Source organism: Actinoallomurus sp. NBC_01490 (genome assembly GCF_036227085.1).
Lineage (GTDB): Bacteria > Actinomycetota > Actinomycetes > Streptosporangiales > Streptosporangiaceae > Actinoallomurus > Actinoallomurus oryzae.
The window spans coordinates 2,554,866-2,573,231 of the sequence record NZ_CP109433.1 but is presented as its reverse complement, the minus strand read 5'-3'; the positions used below and the strand labels follow the sequence as shown (position 1 = coordinate 2,573,231).

The 18,366-nt window shown below is 67.6% G+C and carries 15 protein-coding genes and 1 pseudogene; 4 read left to right on the top strand and 12 right to left on the bottom strand.

All coding sequences use genetic code 11. From position 1 onward, the window contains the following. Positions 1–78: 78 nt before the first annotated feature. Positions 79–948: pseudogene (locus OG417_RS12630) on the top strand (RNA polymerase subunit sigma-70); the annotation flags it as partial. A 411-nt stretch (positions 949–1,359) separates the two neighbouring features. On the opposite strand, the gene OG417_RS12625 reads toward OG417_RS12630, so the two are convergent. The 9 genes from OG417_RS12625 to OG417_RS12585 form a co-directional block, all read right to left on the bottom strand. Further along, positions 1,360–2,346: a sigma-70 family RNA polymerase sigma factor gene (locus OG417_RS12625; protein ID WP_329254573.1), complete on the bottom strand. Its 987-nt coding sequence runs from the start codon at positions 2,344–2,346 to the stop codon at positions 1,360–1,362. Positions 2,347–2,640: 294 nt separating this feature from the next. Next, positions 2,641–4,545 (bottom strand): bifunctional metallophosphatase/5'-nucleotidase, encoded by a 1,905-nt coding sequence (locus OG417_RS12620; RefSeq protein WP_329254570.1) that lies wholly within the window; start codon positions 4,543–4,545, stop codon positions 2,641–2,643. 307 nt (positions 4,546–4,852) lie between these two features. Beyond that, on the bottom strand, positions 4,853–5,725 hold the full coding sequence (locus tag OG417_RS12615) for a helix-turn-helix domain-containing protein (RefSeq protein WP_329254566.1): 873 nt from the start codon (positions 5,723–5,725) through the stop codon (positions 4,853–4,855). 18 nt (positions 5,726–5,743) lie between these two features. Then, entirely contained in the window at positions 5,744–6,367 is a 624-nt protein-coding gene (locus tag OG417_RS12610) for an SGNH/GDSL hydrolase family protein (protein ID WP_329254564.1), read from the bottom strand. A gap of 117 nt (positions 6,368–6,484) precedes the next feature. After that, a complete protein-coding gene (locus tag OG417_RS12605; RefSeq protein WP_329254561.1) occupies positions 6,485–8,092 on the bottom strand; it encodes a beta-N-acetylhexosaminidase in 1,608 nt (535 codons plus the stop codon). 154 nt (positions 8,093–8,246) lie between these two features. Further along, the gene (locus tag OG417_RS12600; protein WP_329254558.1) at positions 8,247–9,560 is read right to left on the bottom strand and encodes an ABC transporter substrate-binding protein; all 1,314 of its coding nucleotides are present in this window, start codon (positions 9,558–9,560) and stop codon (positions 8,247–8,249) included. Between the two features lie 27 nt (positions 9,561–9,587). After that, positions 9,588–10,397, bottom strand: a complete 810-nt coding sequence (locus OG417_RS12595; RefSeq protein WP_329254556.1) for a carbohydrate ABC transporter permease — start codon at positions 10,395–10,397, stop codon at positions 9,588–9,590. Between the two features lie 8 nt (positions 10,398–10,405). Continuing rightward, on the bottom strand, positions 10,406–11,380 hold the full coding sequence (locus OG417_RS12590) for a carbohydrate ABC transporter permease (RefSeq protein WP_329254554.1): 975 nt from the start codon (positions 11,378–11,380) through the stop codon (positions 10,406–10,408). Further along, entirely contained in the window at positions 11,377–12,687 is a 1,311-nt protein-coding gene (locus OG417_RS12585; protein WP_329254551.1) for a glycoside hydrolase family 36 protein, read from the bottom strand. The genes OG417_RS12590 and OG417_RS12585 overlap by 4 nt, the downstream gene beginning before the upstream one ends. Positions 12,688–12,844: 157 nt before the next feature. Here OG417_RS12585 and OG417_RS12580 point away from each other — a divergent pair, with 157 nt between their 5' ends. From OG417_RS12580 to OG417_RS12570, 3 genes are all read left to right on the top strand, one after another. Beyond that, a complete protein-coding gene (locus tag OG417_RS12580) occupies positions 12,845–14,014 on the top strand; it encodes an ROK family transcriptional regulator (RefSeq protein WP_329254548.1) in 1,170 nt (389 codons plus the stop codon). A 319-nt stretch (positions 14,015–14,333) separates the two neighbouring features. Beyond that, positions 14,334–14,642 (top strand): hypothetical protein, encoded by a 309-nt coding sequence (locus OG417_RS12575; RefSeq protein ID WP_329254546.1) that lies wholly within the window; start codon positions 14,334–14,336, stop codon positions 14,640–14,642. Positions 14,643–14,949: 307 nt separating this feature from the next. After that, a complete protein-coding gene (locus OG417_RS12570; RefSeq protein WP_329254543.1) occupies positions 14,950–15,231 on the top strand; it encodes a hypothetical protein in 282 nt (93 codons plus the stop codon). A gap of 360 nt (positions 15,232–15,591) precedes the next feature. Here OG417_RS12570 and OG417_RS12565 read toward each other — a convergent pair whose 3' ends face one another. The 3 genes from OG417_RS12565 to OG417_RS12555 form a co-directional block, all read right to left on the bottom strand. After that, the gene (locus OG417_RS12565) at positions 15,592–16,416 is read right to left on the bottom strand and encodes an alpha/beta fold hydrolase (protein ID WP_329262248.1); all 825 of its coding nucleotides are present in this window, start codon (positions 16,414–16,416) and stop codon (positions 15,592–15,594) included. Between the two features lie 2 nt (positions 16,417–16,418). Then, complete coding sequence (locus OG417_RS12560; protein WP_329254539.1) at positions 16,419–16,754, bottom strand: antibiotic biosynthesis monooxygenase; 336 nt, start codon at positions 16,752–16,754, stop codon at positions 16,419–16,421. Positions 16,755–16,831: 77 nt separating this feature from the next. Next, complete coding sequence (locus tag OG417_RS12555) at positions 16,832–18,310, bottom strand: MFS transporter (protein ID WP_329254536.1); 1,479 nt, start codon at positions 18,308–18,310, stop codon at positions 16,832–16,834. Positions 18,311–18,366 lie beyond the last annotated feature (56 nt).

Genomic DNA, 18,366 nt, shown 5'->3' with positions numbered 1-18,366 from the left:
GGCTGGGACGGGTCGTCGGCGCCGAACACTTTTCGGCATGGACAGGGTCTGTATCTATGAGGACGTGACGCGCTTCAGGAGACTCTGTTGGCCGCATGGCGTGGATTTGAGAAGTTCGAGGGACGCGCGCCGCTGCGCGCGTGGCTCTACCGCATGGCGGCGAGCCGGTTGAACGCGTGGCGCGAAGCCGGCCGAGGCTCCGTCGGGCAGCGGCCGGCGGGAGCATTCACGCTGCCGGCGCCCATCCGGCTGGGTGAGCCGCTCTGGCTCGAGCCCTATCCTGACGCGCTACTCGACGGGCTCCCGGAAGAGGCGCCGGGGCCCGAGCCACGGTATGAGATGACAGAGTCGATCTCGCTGGCCTTTGTCGCGGCGCTGCAGCACCTTCCGCCGACGCTACGCGCGACGCTCGTACTCCGCGACGTGATCGGTTTTCCCGCCGCGGAGGTGGCCGACATCCTGGATCGCAGTGAGAGTACGGTCACCAGCGACCTCCGGCAGGCACGCACCACGCTCACGGTCCACCTGCGTACGAGCGAATCCGAGCGGCCTCCGTTGCCCGGTTCCCCGTGCGAACGTGACCTTGTGGCACGCTTCGTCGCCGCGTTCGAACGCGGCGACATCGAGGGCATCGCCACCCTCCTGACCGACGGGGTCTGGCTCACGACGCCTCCCCTGCCGTTCGAATACCAGGGCCGGGCCGCGGCCGCGCGGGTTCTCTCCGCCATTGTGTTCCGCGGGGGAACCCGTGAGTTCCGGCTGGTGGCCACCCGCGCGAACGCCCAGCCCGCGTTCGGCTGCTATCTCAAAGACCTCCAGGCGCCGATCGCCCGCGCCAGCGGCCTCATCGTGCTCACTCTCGCGGGCGATCGAATCTCGGGGCTCACCCGCTTCGTCGACAACAATGTCCTGCTGCACTTCGGCCTACCGCCGACGCTGTACGAATAGCATCCGCCCGGCCGGTCAGGATCAAGGTGGTCGGCGGCGTCGCTGAACAACGGCCGCGACGGTAACTGCACCGCGACCGACCATCTATCCGAAACTCGCCACCACCGGTGCGGTCTCCTTGGCTCGTGGCGTGGGACGCCGAGGTAACCGCGTCGAACGGACCACCGACCGCGCGTTCACTCTCGGCGGCTGATCGAGAGCGAGCAGAAAGTCGCGGGCGGCAGGCCTTTCGGGCCTGCCGCCCCTTTTTCGTGCGGTCGCGGCTATCCGTCAGAACGGGAACCAGACCGGTGCGGTCTCGCGCATGTCATCCTCACCTCGCATCCGTACACGTGGGGAGCCCGAGGAATGGGTCCCTATATGTGGATACCGAGGCGCGAACCGAAACTCATCGATCAAGCGGACGAATTCTCAGTTGCGGCCACCGGCCGCAGGAAGGGTCCGCGGGAGACCGAAGGCCTCGAAGAGCCTCGGATTCTGGAAGGCCACGATCCGCGACACTTGTTGGTCGACGATCGTGAGTACCTGAATGGAATGTGCGTGGTAGTCGCCGTCTCGGCCGTGGAGGAACGTCGCCGCCGCAGGCTGACCGTTGGCGCGCGTGGCGATGACCCGCCAGACGCCCCGGTTGGCGAGGACGTGCGAGGAGATGAAAGCAGAAACGGGCCGGTGACCGGCGAACCAGGTCAGGTAAGGGGGCATCTCGAAGGTGATGTCGTCACGCAGCAGGCCGAGGAGACCGTCAATATCAGAGTTCTCAAAAGCCATGACGTATTGCTCGAGAAGCTCGCGGTGGCCCGGCTCGGCCGGCTCGACGACCTCGTCTTCGACTGGCGCCACTTTCCGGAGTTGCTCGCGGGCTCGTTGCAGCGAGCTCGTCACGGCCGCGGTGCTGATCCCGAGCACCGTGGCGACCTCCGCGGCCCGCAGCGCCACGACGTCACGCAGGATCAATACCGCGCGTTGCCGGGCGGGCAAGTGCTGCAGCGCGGCGATGAAAGCGAGGCGGACGCTGCTTCGCGCCGCGACGATCTTCGATGGATCTTTCCAGTCGGCCTCATCGAACAATGTATCGGGGATGGGCTGCAGCCATGGGATGTCCGAGTCCGACTCCAGAGATGCCCGCGGATCGTCGCTCGCGCTGCTCAGTCCTGCGGGCAGCGGCCGGCGCTTACGGCGTTCCAGAGCGCTCAGACAGGCGTTGGTCGCGATCCGGTACAGCCAGGTACGGAGCGTCGCTCGCTGACCATCGAAGGTGTGGTAGGAACGCCAGGCACGCAGAAAGGTCTCCTGCACCAGATCTTCCGCGTCGTCCGTTGAGCCCAGCATGCGGTAACAGTGGGCCATCAACTCGCGCCTGTGCGGGCTGATCGCGCGTTCGAAGTCTTCCTGATCCACCACTGTCCCCGCCTTCCAAGACAGGCAACGTCCGACCGGTCTCGCATCCCAGCGTCGGCACCGCCCTGGGCAGCGAGTCGGATGAGCCGCCGTAGCACCCCGCCCGGCTGTGACCGCTCTACGGCGGCTTACCCGTACATACCAAGGAAGCAACAAGAACTCATCGCGTCAGAGCCATCTGGATGGGCGAATTCCAGGGACGGCACGACCTGCCGGTAGGAGGCGACTTCACGCTCGTGGAAGCGCGGACCGGACGGACCCGAGCTGGGGGCCGCCCGGCCGTCGTCGGAGGCATCAGCAGCGGGCGCCGGGCGGCAGCGGCGGCCGGGTGTCGCGGCCCGTGGCCGGCGGCGGCACGTACGCCGGGGCGGCGCCGCGCAGCGTGGTCGACGTGGCCCGGCCCAGCGCCGGCGGGTCGATCGTGCCGCGTGTCCGCACGTACCGGATGAACCCCTCGTGGTCGAGGCTGTGCCGCACCGCGTCGGTGTACTCGGTGAACGCCGGGTACCCGTCGTACGCGAGCACCGTGTAGGCGTTCGTCGCGACCCGGTACGTCGCGTGCAGGTCGATCGGAGTGCCGTTGATCAGCAGGTTCGCGGGGTCGATGCGCTCCCCGACCGGTTTCGTCGGGTCGTACGTGTAGCGGACCTCGGCGGAGACCGCGACCGGGCAGTACCGCACCGAGTCGTCGGGCTGCGTCTGCCACTGCTGTTCGAGCCCACGGTGGAAGGCGTCGCCGGTCATCGAGACCGTGACGATCGGCGAGTCGAAACCGTACACGGTCCATGCCTCGCCGAAGAGGATCGTCCCGTCGGTGTCCGCGGCGTTGGCCCCCTTCGCGTACGGCAGGTCGCCGGACAGCGGGCCGCGTCCCTTCGGCGGCAGGACCGGCGTGAACGCGAACTGCGCGTGTCCGTGGTTGCTCTGCAGCGTGTCCCACCGGATGAAGTCGGCGACCAGGTTGCCGAGCGTGCTCTCACCGTCGGCGTTCGGCATCCGGGTGAGATCGCCGGTCTGCCGCGCGATCGGCGTGGCGTAGAGCTTGTCGGAGCTGCGGGTCCAGTAGTCGACGATGTCCTGAATCTGCGGATCGACCGGCACATCGCGGGTCACCGCATGGTTGGTGGACGTGGTCAGCTCGCGGATGACGTGACCGGTGTCCCGGTCGAGCTTCAGCTGGATCTCGTTGATGACCTGGCCGTAGTAGCCGGCCTCGACGACGGGGCGCGGCACACCGTTCGGGTCCGGGACCATCATGTTGAAGCGGCAGTGCCAGTGACCAGTGATGATCGCGGCGATGTCGGGGTCGGCCTTCGCCGCCAGCTCGAACGCCGGGCCGGTCGGGCTCACACCCGAGTTGAAGTCCGGCCCGGCGTACCCGCCCTCGTGCATGACGATGACGATCGCCCGGACGCCGCGGCGCTTCAGCTCCGCTGCCGACCGGTTGGCGGCCGCCACGAAGTCGGTCGTGGCGAGCGTCGGCTGGTAGGAGCAGTTGAATCCGGGACCGTCGACACAGCCGTCGACCGTGACGTGGACGAACCCGATCGGTAGCCGGCGCCCCCGGCCGGCGTCGACGTACTCGATGTTGTACGCCGGGACGATCAGCCGGCCGTTGTCCCGGTACACCACGTTGCCGCTGTAGTACCGGAAGTCGGCGCCGTGGAAACCGCGGCCGGTCGAGTCGACGAAGCCGCTGAACGGTTCGTCGAGATGGTACGGCGCGCCCTTCTCCATGTGGTCGATCAGGAACCTCGGGCTCTTGTCCAGCTCATGGTTGCCGACCGAGGAGAACCGCAGTCCGAGAGCGTTCAACACCTCGATCGTGGGCTCGTTGTTCTGCGAATCAACGTAGTAGGGCCAGCCCGAGAAGTTGTCGCCGGCCGAGCAGAAGATCGAGTTGTGGTTGCCCTCGCGGAGCCGGTTCAGGTGCGTGGCAAGGTATCCGGCGCCGCCGACGGTGAGTTTGATCCCGTCGGCGCCGGTGATGACTCCGCCGTCGTTCGGCGCCGGCGGCTGCAGGTACCCGTGCAGGTCGGTGATGTTCAGCAGTTGGACGTCGACGTACCCGGTGGCACTGGCCGGGTCCGCCGAGGCGCGTGTGGAAAAGGCGGTGGAGCCGACGGCCGCGCCGGCCGCCACCGCCCCGCCGGCGCGTAGCATCGCACGGCGGCTGACCGGCATCGCGTTGCTGTCCATGGGATCTCCCGTGTTCGCGGGCAGCAGCCACCCACGACGCGCCGATGGGACGGGCGTCCACAATGGGCTCAAGAGGTCGGGGGTGGCGTGCGCTGGGGACGCACGGACAGAACATAGGGCGGCACCCGGCGGTTCCCCATGCAGTGGGCGGCTGTGCTTTTGCCCGATCCCGCTGACCTTGTGAACGGAAGGGATCCTCGGATACGTGATCTGACGTTGGGCAGTGGCACCTGAGTGATGGCGCTACGGCGGGCGACCCGCAGGTTCCGCCAGACCCACCGGGAGGCGCTCACCTACATCCTCACTGTCAGGCGTGCTCGTGCCGCCGGACGCGAGCCCGGTAGGCGGAGGGACTCTCGCCGAAGCGGCTGCGGAATTGACGGCTGAAGTAGTACGGCGAGGAGAAGCCGACGTCAGCCGCGATCCGGCCGACCGGCCGGTCCGAAAGCTCCAGCAGCGACGCCGCCTTGCGCAGCCGGGTGGCCAGCACGACGTTCACGATCGAGTCGCCGACCTCCTGGCGGAACAGGTGCGACAGCCGGGACGGCGACAGCGCGACCGAGCGGGCCAATTCCTCGATCGTGACCTGGCGCGAGGGGTCCGCGACGATGCGGTCAAGCACGCACTGGATCCGCGGATCGGGTCGGTGCTTCTTACGCTGCTCGTGCTCGCCCACGGCCAGCAGCAGGATCTGCTCGATCGCATTGAGCGCGAGTTCGGCCGCGAACATGCCCGTCAGCTCACGGGACGGCGCGATCAGTCGCCCTTCCGCCACGTCCATCGTGGACTGCGTCGCGTTGCGGTGCACGCGTTCGAACGCGGCGACGGCCTCGGCGAGGCGGTCGCCGGCGAGCCGGGTCAGGCTGAAGCCGGGCGAGATCTCGGGCAGCCGCAGCCAGGAGAACCAGGCTGCCCGCGGCTGGAAGTGCGCCCACCAGTAGCCCCACGGGCCACCGTCGGGCGAGGCCCGGTAGTGCTGCACCGTGCCCGGTGCGATCAGGACGAGATCGCCCGGGTGGGTCACGAGGTGCTGCCCGCCGGCCCAGTAGTCGGCGGTGTTGCTGACGGTGAGGCTCAGCATCCAGTTCCGGGCGCCGTGCTCACGGTAGACGGTGAAGCCGGGCTTCTCGTCGAACCTGCCCGCGCACAACAGATCCGCAGCCGGAACCTCGGTGTACACGTGCTGGATTCGCGTCGACTACAGTCCGAGCGCGATCCGGTACCGGTTATAGATCGCCCGGTGCCCGGCGTCGTTCGGATGGAACCCGTCGGTGCTGTACTCGCCGAACGCGGGCACCCCCGTCGGATGGCGGTTGGCGTCGCAGTCGAACAAGTCCGTGAACGGTACGTACATGCCGTCGTGCTCGTACGCCCGCTCCGCGATCAGCGCGTTGTAACGCGCGACGCGTCGGCAGTCCGTCCACGTCCCTCCGTCGCTCGGCATCCACACCCCGCCGACCACCAGCAGCGCGTCCGGCGCGGCGGTGCGCACCTGGTCCAGCAAGGAGGCGCAGTCGGAGGAGAAGGCGCTGTAGTCCTGCGCCTCCCGCACGTTGTTGGTGCCCAGCATCACGAACGTCACGTCCTCGCCACCGCTGACGTTGGAGAACGAGGTGAAGACGGTGTTGCCGTCGGCATCATGGGCGTGAGCGCACGTGCCGTAGGCGACCGGTCCGGCCGACTCCAGGCGGGATCGCATGAGATGGCGCCAGGAGTTTCCCAGGGTGCTGGCGAAGGATCCCCGGTAGCCGACGGAGTCCCCGAGGAAGTTCACCCGCAGCGTTCCGCTGTCGGGCCAGATGATTTTTCCTGCCCGAGTCACCGTCTGGGCTCCTTTCGCCTGTGGTGGGCCGCCGGACGGGGCCGCACGCTGATGCCGCTGATGAGGCTTGTGGCCAGGAGGACAAGAGCTCTGGGCCCGCCTGCTGGTCAGACCGTTTCACCGGCCTTCGCGAAGGTTGTGGGTCCAGTCGGCGACCTTCGCCCGCCACGTGTCGGTCTCCTCGGGCCGTCCAGGTACGCCGGGCCGCTGTTGCCAGGGCAGTGGTCCGCCGTCCGGGCGGTACTCCACGCCGAGCGCCGCGAGGCGGGGCAGGTGCTCGTTGAGTCGCTGCCGGAAGTCCGCCAGGTCCCGGTCCGAGGTGCTCCACACCGTCTCGGCGAACGCGGCGAGACGCGGGAAGGCCATGTAGTCCAGGTACCGTGGGGAGTCGATGAGCTCGGTCCACAGGCAGCATTGTGAGCCGATGACGTGCTCGGCGGCCTGGTCACCGGCGAGCGCGGCCGGTACGGGTTCGAAGGAGTAGACATCCTCGAGGGTGAGCACCGTGCCGAACGGCACCGGCTCGTCCTCATCCGGCGCCTGCCGGTAGTCGAGGTAAGTCGAGGTGTTCGGGCAGGTGACCACGGCGTGCCCGGCCTTCGCGGCGGCCACGGCGCCGTGGTCGTCGCGCCACGAGGCGATTACGGCGCCTTCGGGCGCTCCGCCCTCCAGGATCTCGTCCCAGCCGACCAGCTGCCGGCCGTGGGAGGACAGGTGGTCGGCGAACCGGCCGATCATCCAGCTCTGCAGCTCCTCTTCGTCGCGCAGACCGAGCTCTCCGATCTGGCGTTGCGCGGCCGGGCTCGTCCGCCACTGGTCCTTGCGGCATTCGTCCCCGCCGACAGAGATGTACGGGCTCGGGAAGAGCTCGAGGACCTCATCCATGACGTTCTGGAAGAACGTGATCGTGCGTTCCTCGGTGTTCAGGACGTTCGCGCCGACACCCCAGGTCGTCGCCACCTCGAGGGGTACGTCGAGGTTGCCGAGCTCGGGATAGGCGGCGATCGCCGCCTGGGTGTGTCCGGGCAGGTCGATCTCCGGGACCACGGTGATGTGCCGACGCGCTGCGTACGCGACGATTTCCCGGATGTCGTCCTGGGCGTAGTAGCCGCCGTGGGGGCGGCCGTCCATGGCGCCGTTCCAGCCGACCTGGCTCTCCCGGCGCCATGCGCCGACCTCGGTCAGCCGGGGGTAGCGTCTGATCTGAAGTCGCCAGCCCTGGTCGTCTGTCAGGTGCAGGTGCAGGACGTTCAGCTTGTGCAGGGCCATCAGGTCGATGAACCGCAGCAGATCCGCCTTCGTGAGAAAGTGCCGGGCGACGTCGAGGAGGCAGCCGCGCCAGGCGAAACGCGGCCGGTCCTCGATGCGTACGGCGGGCAACGGCAGGGGCCGTCCGGTGGCCGCCCTGCGGAACGCCTCGGGCGGGAGAAGCTGACGGAATGTCTGCGCACCGTAGAAGGCGCCGGCCGGGTCGCCGGCCTCGATGAGTACGCCGCCGGCTCCCGTCGACAGCCGGTAGGCCTCCGGCGGCATCTCGCGTGCGGAGAGCGTGATCGTGCCCGAACCCGTTCCCGGTAGCAGCTCACCGCCGACGACCGGTCCGAGTTCGGCTCTGAGCCAGGCGGCCACCTCGCTGAACGCCGGATCGGTGGTCAGGGCGGTGTGCCGGTCGAGGACGAACCGGCCCGGGCTGGTGTTGAGACGCACCGGCTTCGGGATGATCATCTATGTCCCTTACTCTTCGCAGGTGATCTTCGTGTCGGTGGAACACATCGGTCACAGGGCACGGCGGGTCGCCGCGCGCACACCAGTGGCGCCCGGTGCGGCGGCGATGGTTGATACCCCCGGCGAGGCGGGCTCGCCGGGGTGAGTTCCTCGGCTACTTGACGAGCGCGTTGCCGTCGGCGACGGCGCGGTCGGCGGCCTGCTGGGGCGTGAGCTTGCCGAGGTACATGTCGTTGAACGTCTGGTTGAGCTTGTTCTCGAAAGCGGTGAAGCCGGTGGTGATGGGCAGATTGAAGGTGGTGCCCTTGGACTCCTCGAGGTACGGGGAGACGTCCAGGCCCTTCTTCTTCCAGTAGTCGACGTAGCCCTGGGAGAGACCGTTCAGCGCCGGGAAGACGTAGCCGTCGTCGGACATGATCTTCTGCGCCTCGGCGCCGCCGAGGAATCCGGCGAGTTTCATGGCCGCCGCCTTGTGCGGGGACTTGGCGTAGACGGCCTCGGACAGCCCATTGATGTTCACCGCGCGCCCGGCGGGGCCCGCCGGCATCGGCGCGATGCCGATCCCGAAGCCGGCATCGGGAGCCACGAACGGCAGGAGTGCGTTGTTGGCGGGGAACATCGCCACCTGGGCATGTTCGAACATTTCGTTGATCTTGTCGCTCGGCGGGTTGGTCTGCGCGGCCGGCGGGGACACGTGGTACTTGTTCACCAGGTCAACGCCGAACTGCAGGGCCGCCACCGAGGCGGCGTCGTTGAAGACGTACTTGCCGAACGGCCGATCCAGGATCTTGCCTCCGTTGGAGGCCACCCAGTTCATCCACTGGGTCTGATAGTGGTTCCAGGACGCGAAGCCGTACTGCTTGACCGCATTGGCGTCGAAGCCGGCCTGGTCCGGGTGCCGGCCCTTGTCGTCGACCGTCAGCTTCCGGGCGATCTGCAGCAGCGTGCCTGAGCCGTCGGGCGCCCAGGTGAGCTTGTCCGGCATGGTGATGCCGGCCTTCTTGAACAGGTCCTTGTTGTAGAGCAGCCCGACGATGCCGAAGTCCTTCGGCACGCCGTACAGCTTGCCCTTGTAGGTGTATGACTGCACGACGTTCGGCTGGTACTGGGTGGTATTGAGGTTGAGTGAGCTCAGGTCCGCCAGCACACCCTTGGTCACGAACTCGGGGAACTCCGTGGTCTGCATCCAGAAGACGTCCGGTGCCGTGCCCGCGACCGCGTCCGCGGTCATCTTGGTCCAGTACTGGTCGTAGGGAAGCAGCTCGATCTTGACGTGGATGTTGGGATTGGCCTTTTCAAAAGCTGCCATCACCTTCTGGTAGCCGACCTTCTGCTGGTCGTCCCAGAGCCGGTACGTGAGCGTCACCTTGCCTCCGGAATCTCCTGAACCGCCTCCGCAGGCGGCCAGGGTCCAGAGCAGCGCGGCGCCGAGAAGAGCCGCGACCCAACGGAATCGGGAGGAGGACATCAGGGGCTGACCTCTCTTTGTTCGGTCTTACTTGAGTCCGGTGAGGACCACCGAGCGGACGATGAATCTCTGGAAGGCGACAAAGATCGCCACCATGGGCAGCAGTGCGATCAGGCCCGCGGCCGTCATCAAGTTCGGGTCGACTCCGATGGCGCCCTTCAGCCCGGCGATCCCGACCGTCACGACCTTCGTGTCGTCGCCGCTGGTGATGATCAGCGGCCACATGAAGTTGTTCCATGACGAGATGACGGTGATGATCGCGAGAGTGCCCATGGCGGGCCGGCACAGCGGCAGGAGGATGCGCGTCAGGATGGTGAGCGGCCCCGCGCCGTCGATGCGCGCCGCGTCCTCCAGCCCGGCGGGCAGGGCGCGGAAGAACTGCCGCATGAGAAAGATCCCGTACGGCGTGCCGAGAAGGTACGGCGCGAGCAGTCCCCACCATGTGTTGACCAGGTGCAGCTCACGCATGATGAGAAAGAGCGGGATCATGGTGACCGCGCTGGGCACCATCATCGTGGCGACGTACAGCCAGAAGAGCACGTCCCGTCCGCGGAAACGCAGGCGGGCGAACGCGTACGCCGCGAAGGTCGTGAACACGAGCTGTCCCACGGTCAGCGCGGCGGTCATCAGCACCGAGTGGGCGATGTAGCCGGCGAAGCCGGAGTGCAGCACGTGGCCGAGGTTCGCGAACGTGGGCGGCAGTGCGGGCAGCCACGGCTGAGTGGAGTTGAGCTGCCGCCGGGTCTTCAGCGCGGTCAGCACGACCAGCAGGTAGGGGAAGACGCAGATGAGGGCGCCGGCGACGAGCACGAGGTAGAGCACGATGCGCTTGACCATGTTTCTCCTCAGCTCAGGTCGTAGGTGGTGCGCTTGGTGAAGAACCGGACCTGGACGAGCGTCACCGCGAGGATGAGTACGAAGAGAAGCGCGGCGAGCGTCGACGCGTAGCCGAAGTCGAACTGACGGAAGGCCGTCTCGAAGATCCGAAAGTTGAGGACCTCCGTGCTCTGGCTCGGCCCGCCGTCCGTCATCGCGTAGACCGTGTCGAACACCTGGAAGGCGCCGACCAGGTTCGTGACGGTGACGAAGAACATGGTCGGGTTGAGCAGCGGCAGCGTGATGCGGAAGAAGCGCTGGACCGGGTTCGCGCCGTCGGTGGCCGCGGCGTCGTACAGCTCCTGGGGGATGCCCTGCAGCCCTGCCAGGAAGAACAGCATGGTGTAGCCGGTGTACTGCCAGACGTTCACCAGTGCCACCGACGGCAGCGCCCACGCCGGGTCGGTCAGCCAGTTCGGCCCTCTCACGCCGGCGAGGTCGAGCAGCCGGTTGAGCGCGCCGTCCCGCGGATCGAAGATCCAGGTCCACACGAGGCCCATCACGATCGGCGTGGCCATCCACGGCACGACGAACAGCGCGCGGAAGAGCCGTACCCCTCGGATCCGTTGGTTCAGCAGGAGGGCGAGGAGCAGCGCGAGCACGGTCTGCAGCGGGATGCAGAGGAGCACGAACAGCACGGTCAGCCACACCGAATGCCAGGTGCCGCCGTCCCCCGCGAGCCGCCGGTAGTTGGCCAGGCCGGCGAAGGTGGGCTCGGACAACAGCTCCCAGTGGAACAGGCTCAGGCCCAGCACGATCAGCAGCGGCAGCAGCAGGAAGGCGCAAACACCGAACAGGCTGGGCGCGACGAACAGGTAGGCGTACCGGTCGCTGCGACCGCGCCGGCGGCGACGCCGGGCTCCTGCCGTTACGGCGCCCGCCCGGTCGGTCGGGTCGCCACGGTCGGCCTGCACGGTCAGGCCGCCCTCAGTGCCGCGCGTCATGACGGGTCCGTCCGTGTCGGGACCATGAGCCGCCGGGTGGTGTCCAGGCCCCACATGTCGAGCGCGGCGATCGGATCGCTGGATCCGCGCAGGCCACCGGTCGTTTCGATATGTGCCGCCCATTCCGCCCGCGCCTCGACCTCGGGCCGGGCCATGATGCAGTCGGGGTCGTTGACCCACCACCGGGCGTGCAGGAACTCACGCGCCGCTCCAGTAAGCCGAGCGCCCAGTTGCGACGGCTGACTGATGTCGCCCGCCTTCGGCAGGACCCGCGGCGCGGTGTCGGGACTGACCCGCATGATGTCGACGAGGCCGATGCTCGGCAGCATCGGAGCGCCGCACCCGTGCAACGTCGCGTCCGGACCGGCGCCTGTACGGATAAGCTCCAGACCCCGGCGGTAGGCCGCGATCGGATCGATGTCCTCGCGCCGCCGACCACGCAGGGCACCGGCGTAGAGGTAGTCGAGCTTGAAGTGATCGATGCCCAGCGCGGCGAGGTTGCGGAAGACCTCGACCAGGTGAGCGGCGGCCTGCGGATGGGTGACGTCGAGTACCGCGAGGTCCTGATCCCACATCGTCCCCGCGTCCGCGTCCCGTACGAGCCAGTCCGGGTGCGTCTGGTGGATCCGGCTGCGCCGGCCCACGAGGAACGGGGCCACCCAGATACCGGCCCGCCGGCCCGCCTCGCGCACGGCGCCGACGGCCCGCTCCAGCGACCCGAAGCCCGGCCGGAGCTCCAGCCAGTCGCCGATCTCGGCTTCGTAACCGTCGTCGATGAGGAACATGTCGGCGCCGATGCGGTGCCGCTCGGCGAGGGCGAGGTTGTCGAGGATGTCGGTGTCGGTGACCTTGTCCCAGTAGCCGTACCAGGAACACCACATCGGCGGCACCGCCGGGAACTCCGCGGGCGTGTGACCCTCCGCCACGGTCGCCGCCCAGTGCCGGAGCGCCGCGCCGAGATCGCCGTCGCTCGCCGTGTGGCGTACGGGACCGTCGGCGGACACCCGCAGCCGGTCGCCGTGCCGGCGGGCCCGGATGGAGGGCACCAGCGTCGGACCGGGCGCCGAGAAAACCGACACCGGGCCGCCGTCGCCAGGATCCACGGCCAGCAGGCCCTCGCCCTGGAAGACTCCGGCCGGGACCGGTGTCTGCGGGCGATAGCAGATCGTCTGAATATTGTCGTCGCCGGCCCGCGGCGGGGTCTCTTCGAGACGGTAGATGCCGGTCGGGCTCCACGACTGCCAGCCGAACTCAAAGACCCGCGTCCGCAAGGTGACCGTGATCTCTCCGACGTCGGTGAACGGCATCAAACACCCCACTTCGGGAGCTACTTACAAAGGAGACCATCATTAGTACCCCGGCATCCCGGTCGATGGCAATGGCATGGAGGAGGTATCTTGGCTTTTGCCTACTGCAAGCCGACGGGATCGCCTGACTTTAGAAGGGAACCTTCTGATGTCGACCATGTCACCCAAAGGCGGTGATCTGTCCAGGTTGCGGCAGCTCAACTCGGTGTCCGTGATCAAGGCGCTGCGTGGTGCGGAGCCCGCGACCCTATCGATGCTCGCCAAGCGCACGGGCCTGTCGCGACCGTCGACCAAGGATGTCGTCGACGAGTTGACCGGCCTCGGATGGGTGGAAGAGGTTCCCCCCGCCGCGGGCACCATGGGCAGGCCGGCGCGACGCTACCGGTTCCGTGCGGACGGCGGCCATCTCGTGGGCGTCGACATCGGTGCACACAACATCCGCGCGGCTCTCGCCGACCTCGACGGCAACGTCCTCGCCGAGACGCGTCAAGCGGCGCAGCCAGACGCGTCGCTTGAGGAGCGGTTGGCGGCGATCAAGCGTGCGGTCATGGGCTGCCTCGATCTGGGCGGGCCGACGATGTCCGACCTATGGATGGTGGCGGTCGGCACGACCGGGCTGGTGACTCCCGAGGGGCGCATCATCATGTCGGCGTCGATATCGGCGTGGAAGGACCTGAATCTGGCGGGTCTGCTGAGGGAGACGTTCCCCTGCCGCGTGTTGATCGAGAACGACAGCCGCCTGGCCGCACTGGCAGAGACGAGGCGCGGGGTGGCGCGAGGCGCCAGGGACGTCGTGTTTCTCCACGTCGGGCGGCGTATGGGCACCGGTCTGATTCTTGACGGCAAGCTGCACCGTGGCTTCGGTGCGGCGGCAGGGGAGATCGTCATGTTGCCGGAGACCCGCTGGGTCACCGCGCCGGATGATCTGAACAGTTGCCCGATCGTCCCGGCGGGCACGCCGATCGAGGACGCGGCCGGCTTCACTCTGGCCGCAGCGAGGAACGGCGATCCGGCGGCGCTGGACGCTGTCGGGCGCTTCACCGAGAAGCTCGCAGTCGGCGCCGCCGCGGCGATCCTCCTGCTCGACCCAGAGATCGTGGTGCTGGGCGGAGGCTTCTCTCGCTCGGCCGACGTGCTGCTGCCGCCGCTGCGCCGCCGACTCGAGCGTGTCTGCCTGCGCATGCCGAAGCTCCGCGGGTCCACGCTGGGCGACGAGTGCGTGGTGCTCGGTGCCATCGACTATGCAATCGACCACCTCGACCAGTTCTTCTTCGCTCCCGACGGCCCCGCCCTGCGCCCGGCCGTCGTGCCCGAACGGACTGTCTAGGAGCCCGGGGCGGACCGCAGGCGATCGTGGTGTAGCGCCTCACCCCCTCAGCGGCCTGGGGTTGCGTCGCAGAGTCGTGCCGGTGCAGGTCAGCGGGGACCCGGCGAAGCGGTTCAACGTCGTGATCCTCGGAGACGGCTATACCGGGCGCGCGGGCGCCAGATCGTCGCGCTCGCCAACAGCGGCACCTACGGCGGCGCCGGCGGGACGTACGCCACGGCGTCCGCGGCAACGCCATGTCCTCGCTGATCATGCCGCACGAGATCGGGCACTCGCTCGGCGGTCTCCAGGACGAGTACAACTACTACCAGCGCGGGGTGTGCCTGCCACAGAGGGCCGGGCCAAGGTCTTCGACGACCGGTTCACCATGAAGCTGAGCCCCTCCGACGACACCGCCGGGGCCACGCTGGCGGAGTTCCAGGTCGACGGGGACGGCTGGTACCGCTACTTCGGCTGGCCGACCGACTCGAACGCGCCGTTCCTGTTCACGCCGCTGGGCACGAACGTCGACGACCCCTTCTACGGCAAACTCGGCAGGCCCGCGAGGGCCGTCGCCTGGGAGGAGGTGCCGCCCGGGTACGGCCTGGCACACGATCGAGTACCGCGCCGTCGACGCCGCCGGAGGTGATCCTCCGCAAGTCCGGCTGAGGCCGTCCTGCGGTCGCGCGTAGACAACCTGAGGGCCGGACGGGTGCCTGTGTTGAGATGCCAGGGAAGCGGAGCGTCCGGAGAGGACCGTCACTGCCCGACGACCGGCGTTACGTCATCGAAACCCCGTCGCCCAACGTCCACGCTCCAAGAGTCGCGATATCAGGCGATCGCATTTATGCGATCAACACCAATACGCATGTGTTCTGTATATGGTGCGCACATTCTGCCGGTCGTATGGTTAGCGGGATTTTCCGGCTTCGACGAGATCGAAGGGATTCACAGCCATGCGTCAACGATTCAGCGCTCTTCGAATGGCATCGGTCGGCTTGGGCGGAATCGCGCTCACCGCGACACTTGCACCCGCCCCGGCCTTCGCTGAAACCGTCAGATCCTCGATCAATCGGAACGTCGAGCTCATCATCGGCGTGACGAACGTGTCCAGCACGCAGGTCAAGCTCGGAACGGTCACGGTCACACTCGTCGACGGGCTGGGGCACAGCGGGGCGAACTACGACTTCCGCCTCTACATCGCGAGCACACTCATAAAAAATGACAACGACACGTGAGCGGGTCATCGGGGGTTATATAGAGGTAGTTCCCCGACATCTCGTGCTGCGATCCGGAGGTCAGGTGAAGGGCTGACACTCTGATGGGATCAAGTCGAGGAGCCTATCGCTCGCCGAACTCTTCACGGAGACCTTTTACGAGGTCGACTTCTACCACTGTGACTACACGCTGCACCTCATCTTCATTCACCCGCGCTCGCTGGTCCGGGGCCTCGCGGCGGATGACAGTGTCGACCGGCTCAACCGTGTGATCAGCACCCTGTCGAACAGGTCGTACAGCGGCTGGAGAGAGACGAACGCCTCCCTCCAGCCGTTATGCCGAGAGACGCCGACGGCCTTCGTCAGCGATGCCAACTCGGGTCAACCGGGTCGCCCCGCCTCCTCCGCATCCTGCGGCCGGTTGCGCCGTAGGAATGCCGTGATGGTCCTCAGCCACTCGTCCGGATCTTCACCGAACGGCGCGTGGCCCGTGGCGATGTCGGCTGACTTCGCACCGGGAATGCGGTCGGCGAGGCATCGTTGCGTCTCGGGAGGAACGAGCCAGTCGCCTATCGTGACGACTACGAGCGCTGGAACTTCGATCTGCGAGAGGTCATCGCTGACGTCGATCCGCTCGAGCAGATCGGCCTGCTCGGGCGTGCCCGGCGGGAACGCCCCGGCGATCCGTTCAATCGTGGCCTGCAGCCTCTCGCTCGGCATCGTGTTCAAAGTGCGGGTACTGAAGGCCATGAGGGCGCCGAATTCGGCGAGAAGCCTACGGTCTCCGGATTCGTAGAGTTGGCGCCAGATCGAGTTGAACAGGCGCACTTTGGCATCGGGCCGGGCGAAGGTGGCGGTGAGTACGAGAGCCGTGACCCGATCGGGGTGGCGGACGGCGGCGCGGATGCCGATGGGGCCTCCGAGAGAGATGCCGGCGATCGTGAAGGTGTCCAGGCCCTCAGCGTCGGCGGCGGCGACCAGCTGATCCGCGAGTTGGTCGATGTCGAGCGGAGTTTCGGATCGAGCCGTCGCGCCCGAACCCGGGAGGTCGACCCCGACGACGGTGTGATCCGCCGCGAGCCCGTCAAGGATCGGTCCGAACTGACGCTCGATGCTGCCATTCGCGCCATGGGAGAGCACCAGGCCGGGACCGGAACCACGGACCGTACGAGCCAGAACAGGTTCCGGCAGAACGGTTTTCCGCATCTTCACGCCCCGCCTGTCAGGTCAGGGGCGGTCTGGCTCCAGAAACGATACGACCCGACAAGGGTCGCGGCGGTTCGTACGCGAGTGCCGGGGATCTGGCGCTCACCGATTCCCCGCTGGAACTCCTTGAAAGCGGCGGAGCGCGACAGCGGATCACGGTCGCCCTCGCTGACCACGATGTGAACGAAGGTGACCCCGTCGTCGAGGCGGAACGCGGCGTACCGCAGCCCGCCTGGGTCATTGTGCGCGAGCTCGGACATGACCTCCTCGATCAGCCGTTGGTTCTCATCGGCGGATTCAGGACGAATCTCGTACTGCACGATATTGATCTTGTTCATTGGGACCTCCAGGTATTCGAGATGGGCTTCCGGCCTGCATGGGCACCTTTGTCGACGCCGTGACCGCGTCCGAGTCGCTATCCGGCCACGTTGGGCCGCCGGGCTCGGCGTACGGTGCGGGCGAGGGCGATACCGCCGACGACGCCGATGACGCTCAGGAGAGCCATCCATTCCGCCGCCGTCGACATCGCATGTGCCGATGAGTGCGCTCGTGCCGGCGAATGCTGCGGGAGGGGCTCGGCCAGGGAGAGGTAGAGGCTGCCGAAGACTGCGACGCCGATGACCTGTCCGAGTTGCATCGTGGTGGTCAGCACTCCGCTGGCGTCGGCCGCCTTCGTCGGTGGCACGTGGACCAGCGCTTGGGCCAGTAGTGGGCTGAGCGTCAGACCCATGCCGAGCCCGCAGACGACGAGCCCGGCCCACAACAGCGGGCTGTCCTGGGTCCCGTCGTGGAAGCCGGCGGCGATGCCGAGGTAGCCCGGGACGCACATCGCCAGGCCGGTCGGCGACAGTGCGTGGTGAATGGATCTGGGCAGCGCCCGCCAGTAAAACCCCACCAGCCCGAACACCGCGGCGACCGGCACGAAGGTCAGGCCGGCACGCAGTGCGCTGTCCCCGAGACCACCCTGCAGGTGCAACGCGAGAGTGAACATGAATCCGCCGTAGGCGACCTGCATACAGGTGAGGGTGCCCACGCCGGACGCCATTCCGGGCGCGCGCAGCGCCGACAGGCTCAGCAACGGGTCACCGCCGCGGGCCGCGATGCTCCGCTCGACCAGGACGAAGATCCCGGCCAGCACGATGCCGGCGGCGATGCAGAGGAACGTCCAGAGTGGCCAACCGGCCTGGTGCCCGAGCACCAACGGCAGTACCACGAGGAACACTGCCGGCACCGCGATGGCGAGACCGGCGAAGTCGAGCCGGCGGGTGCCCCGGGGCTCGTCGGCCGGAACGAACGCCGGGACGAGCGCCACCAGGAGCACTCCCAGGGGCACGTTGACCAGGAAGACCGATCGCCAGGCGGCGTTCAGTAGGTCGGCGTCGACCAGGATGCCGCCCAGGACCAGGCCCGCCAGAGCGCCGGTCGACAACACGACCCCATAGGCCGACAGCGCCTTGGCGCGTGCCATACCGTCGAAGCGGGTCTGGATGACGCTGATGATCTGTGGCACCATCACCGCCGCGCCGGCGCCCTGTACGAAGCGAGCGACGATCAACGTCGCGCTGTTCGGCGCGAGCCCGCAGATCAGCGAGGTGAGGGTGAAGACGACGGCACCGAGTAGATACATCCGCCGCCGGCCGTAGAGGTCGCCGAGCCTCGCCCCTGTGATCAGCAGCATCGCGTATGCGACCGTGTACCCGCCGACCACCAGCTGAAGGGACGCTCCGGAGGCGTGTAGATCCGTCCCGATCGTGGGCACCGCCACATTGACGATGGTGACGTCCAGCAGGCCCATGAACTGGCCGAGCAACAGCACGACCAGCATGAGCCAGAGCCGCCCTGCTCGCTGGGTGGCCGGTCCTGGCGGCCGGGCCATGAGATCCGTACTGACCATCGTTCGAGCTCCTTACCCTTGGTGGCACGTCACCCTTGGTGGCACGTCGCCAGCGA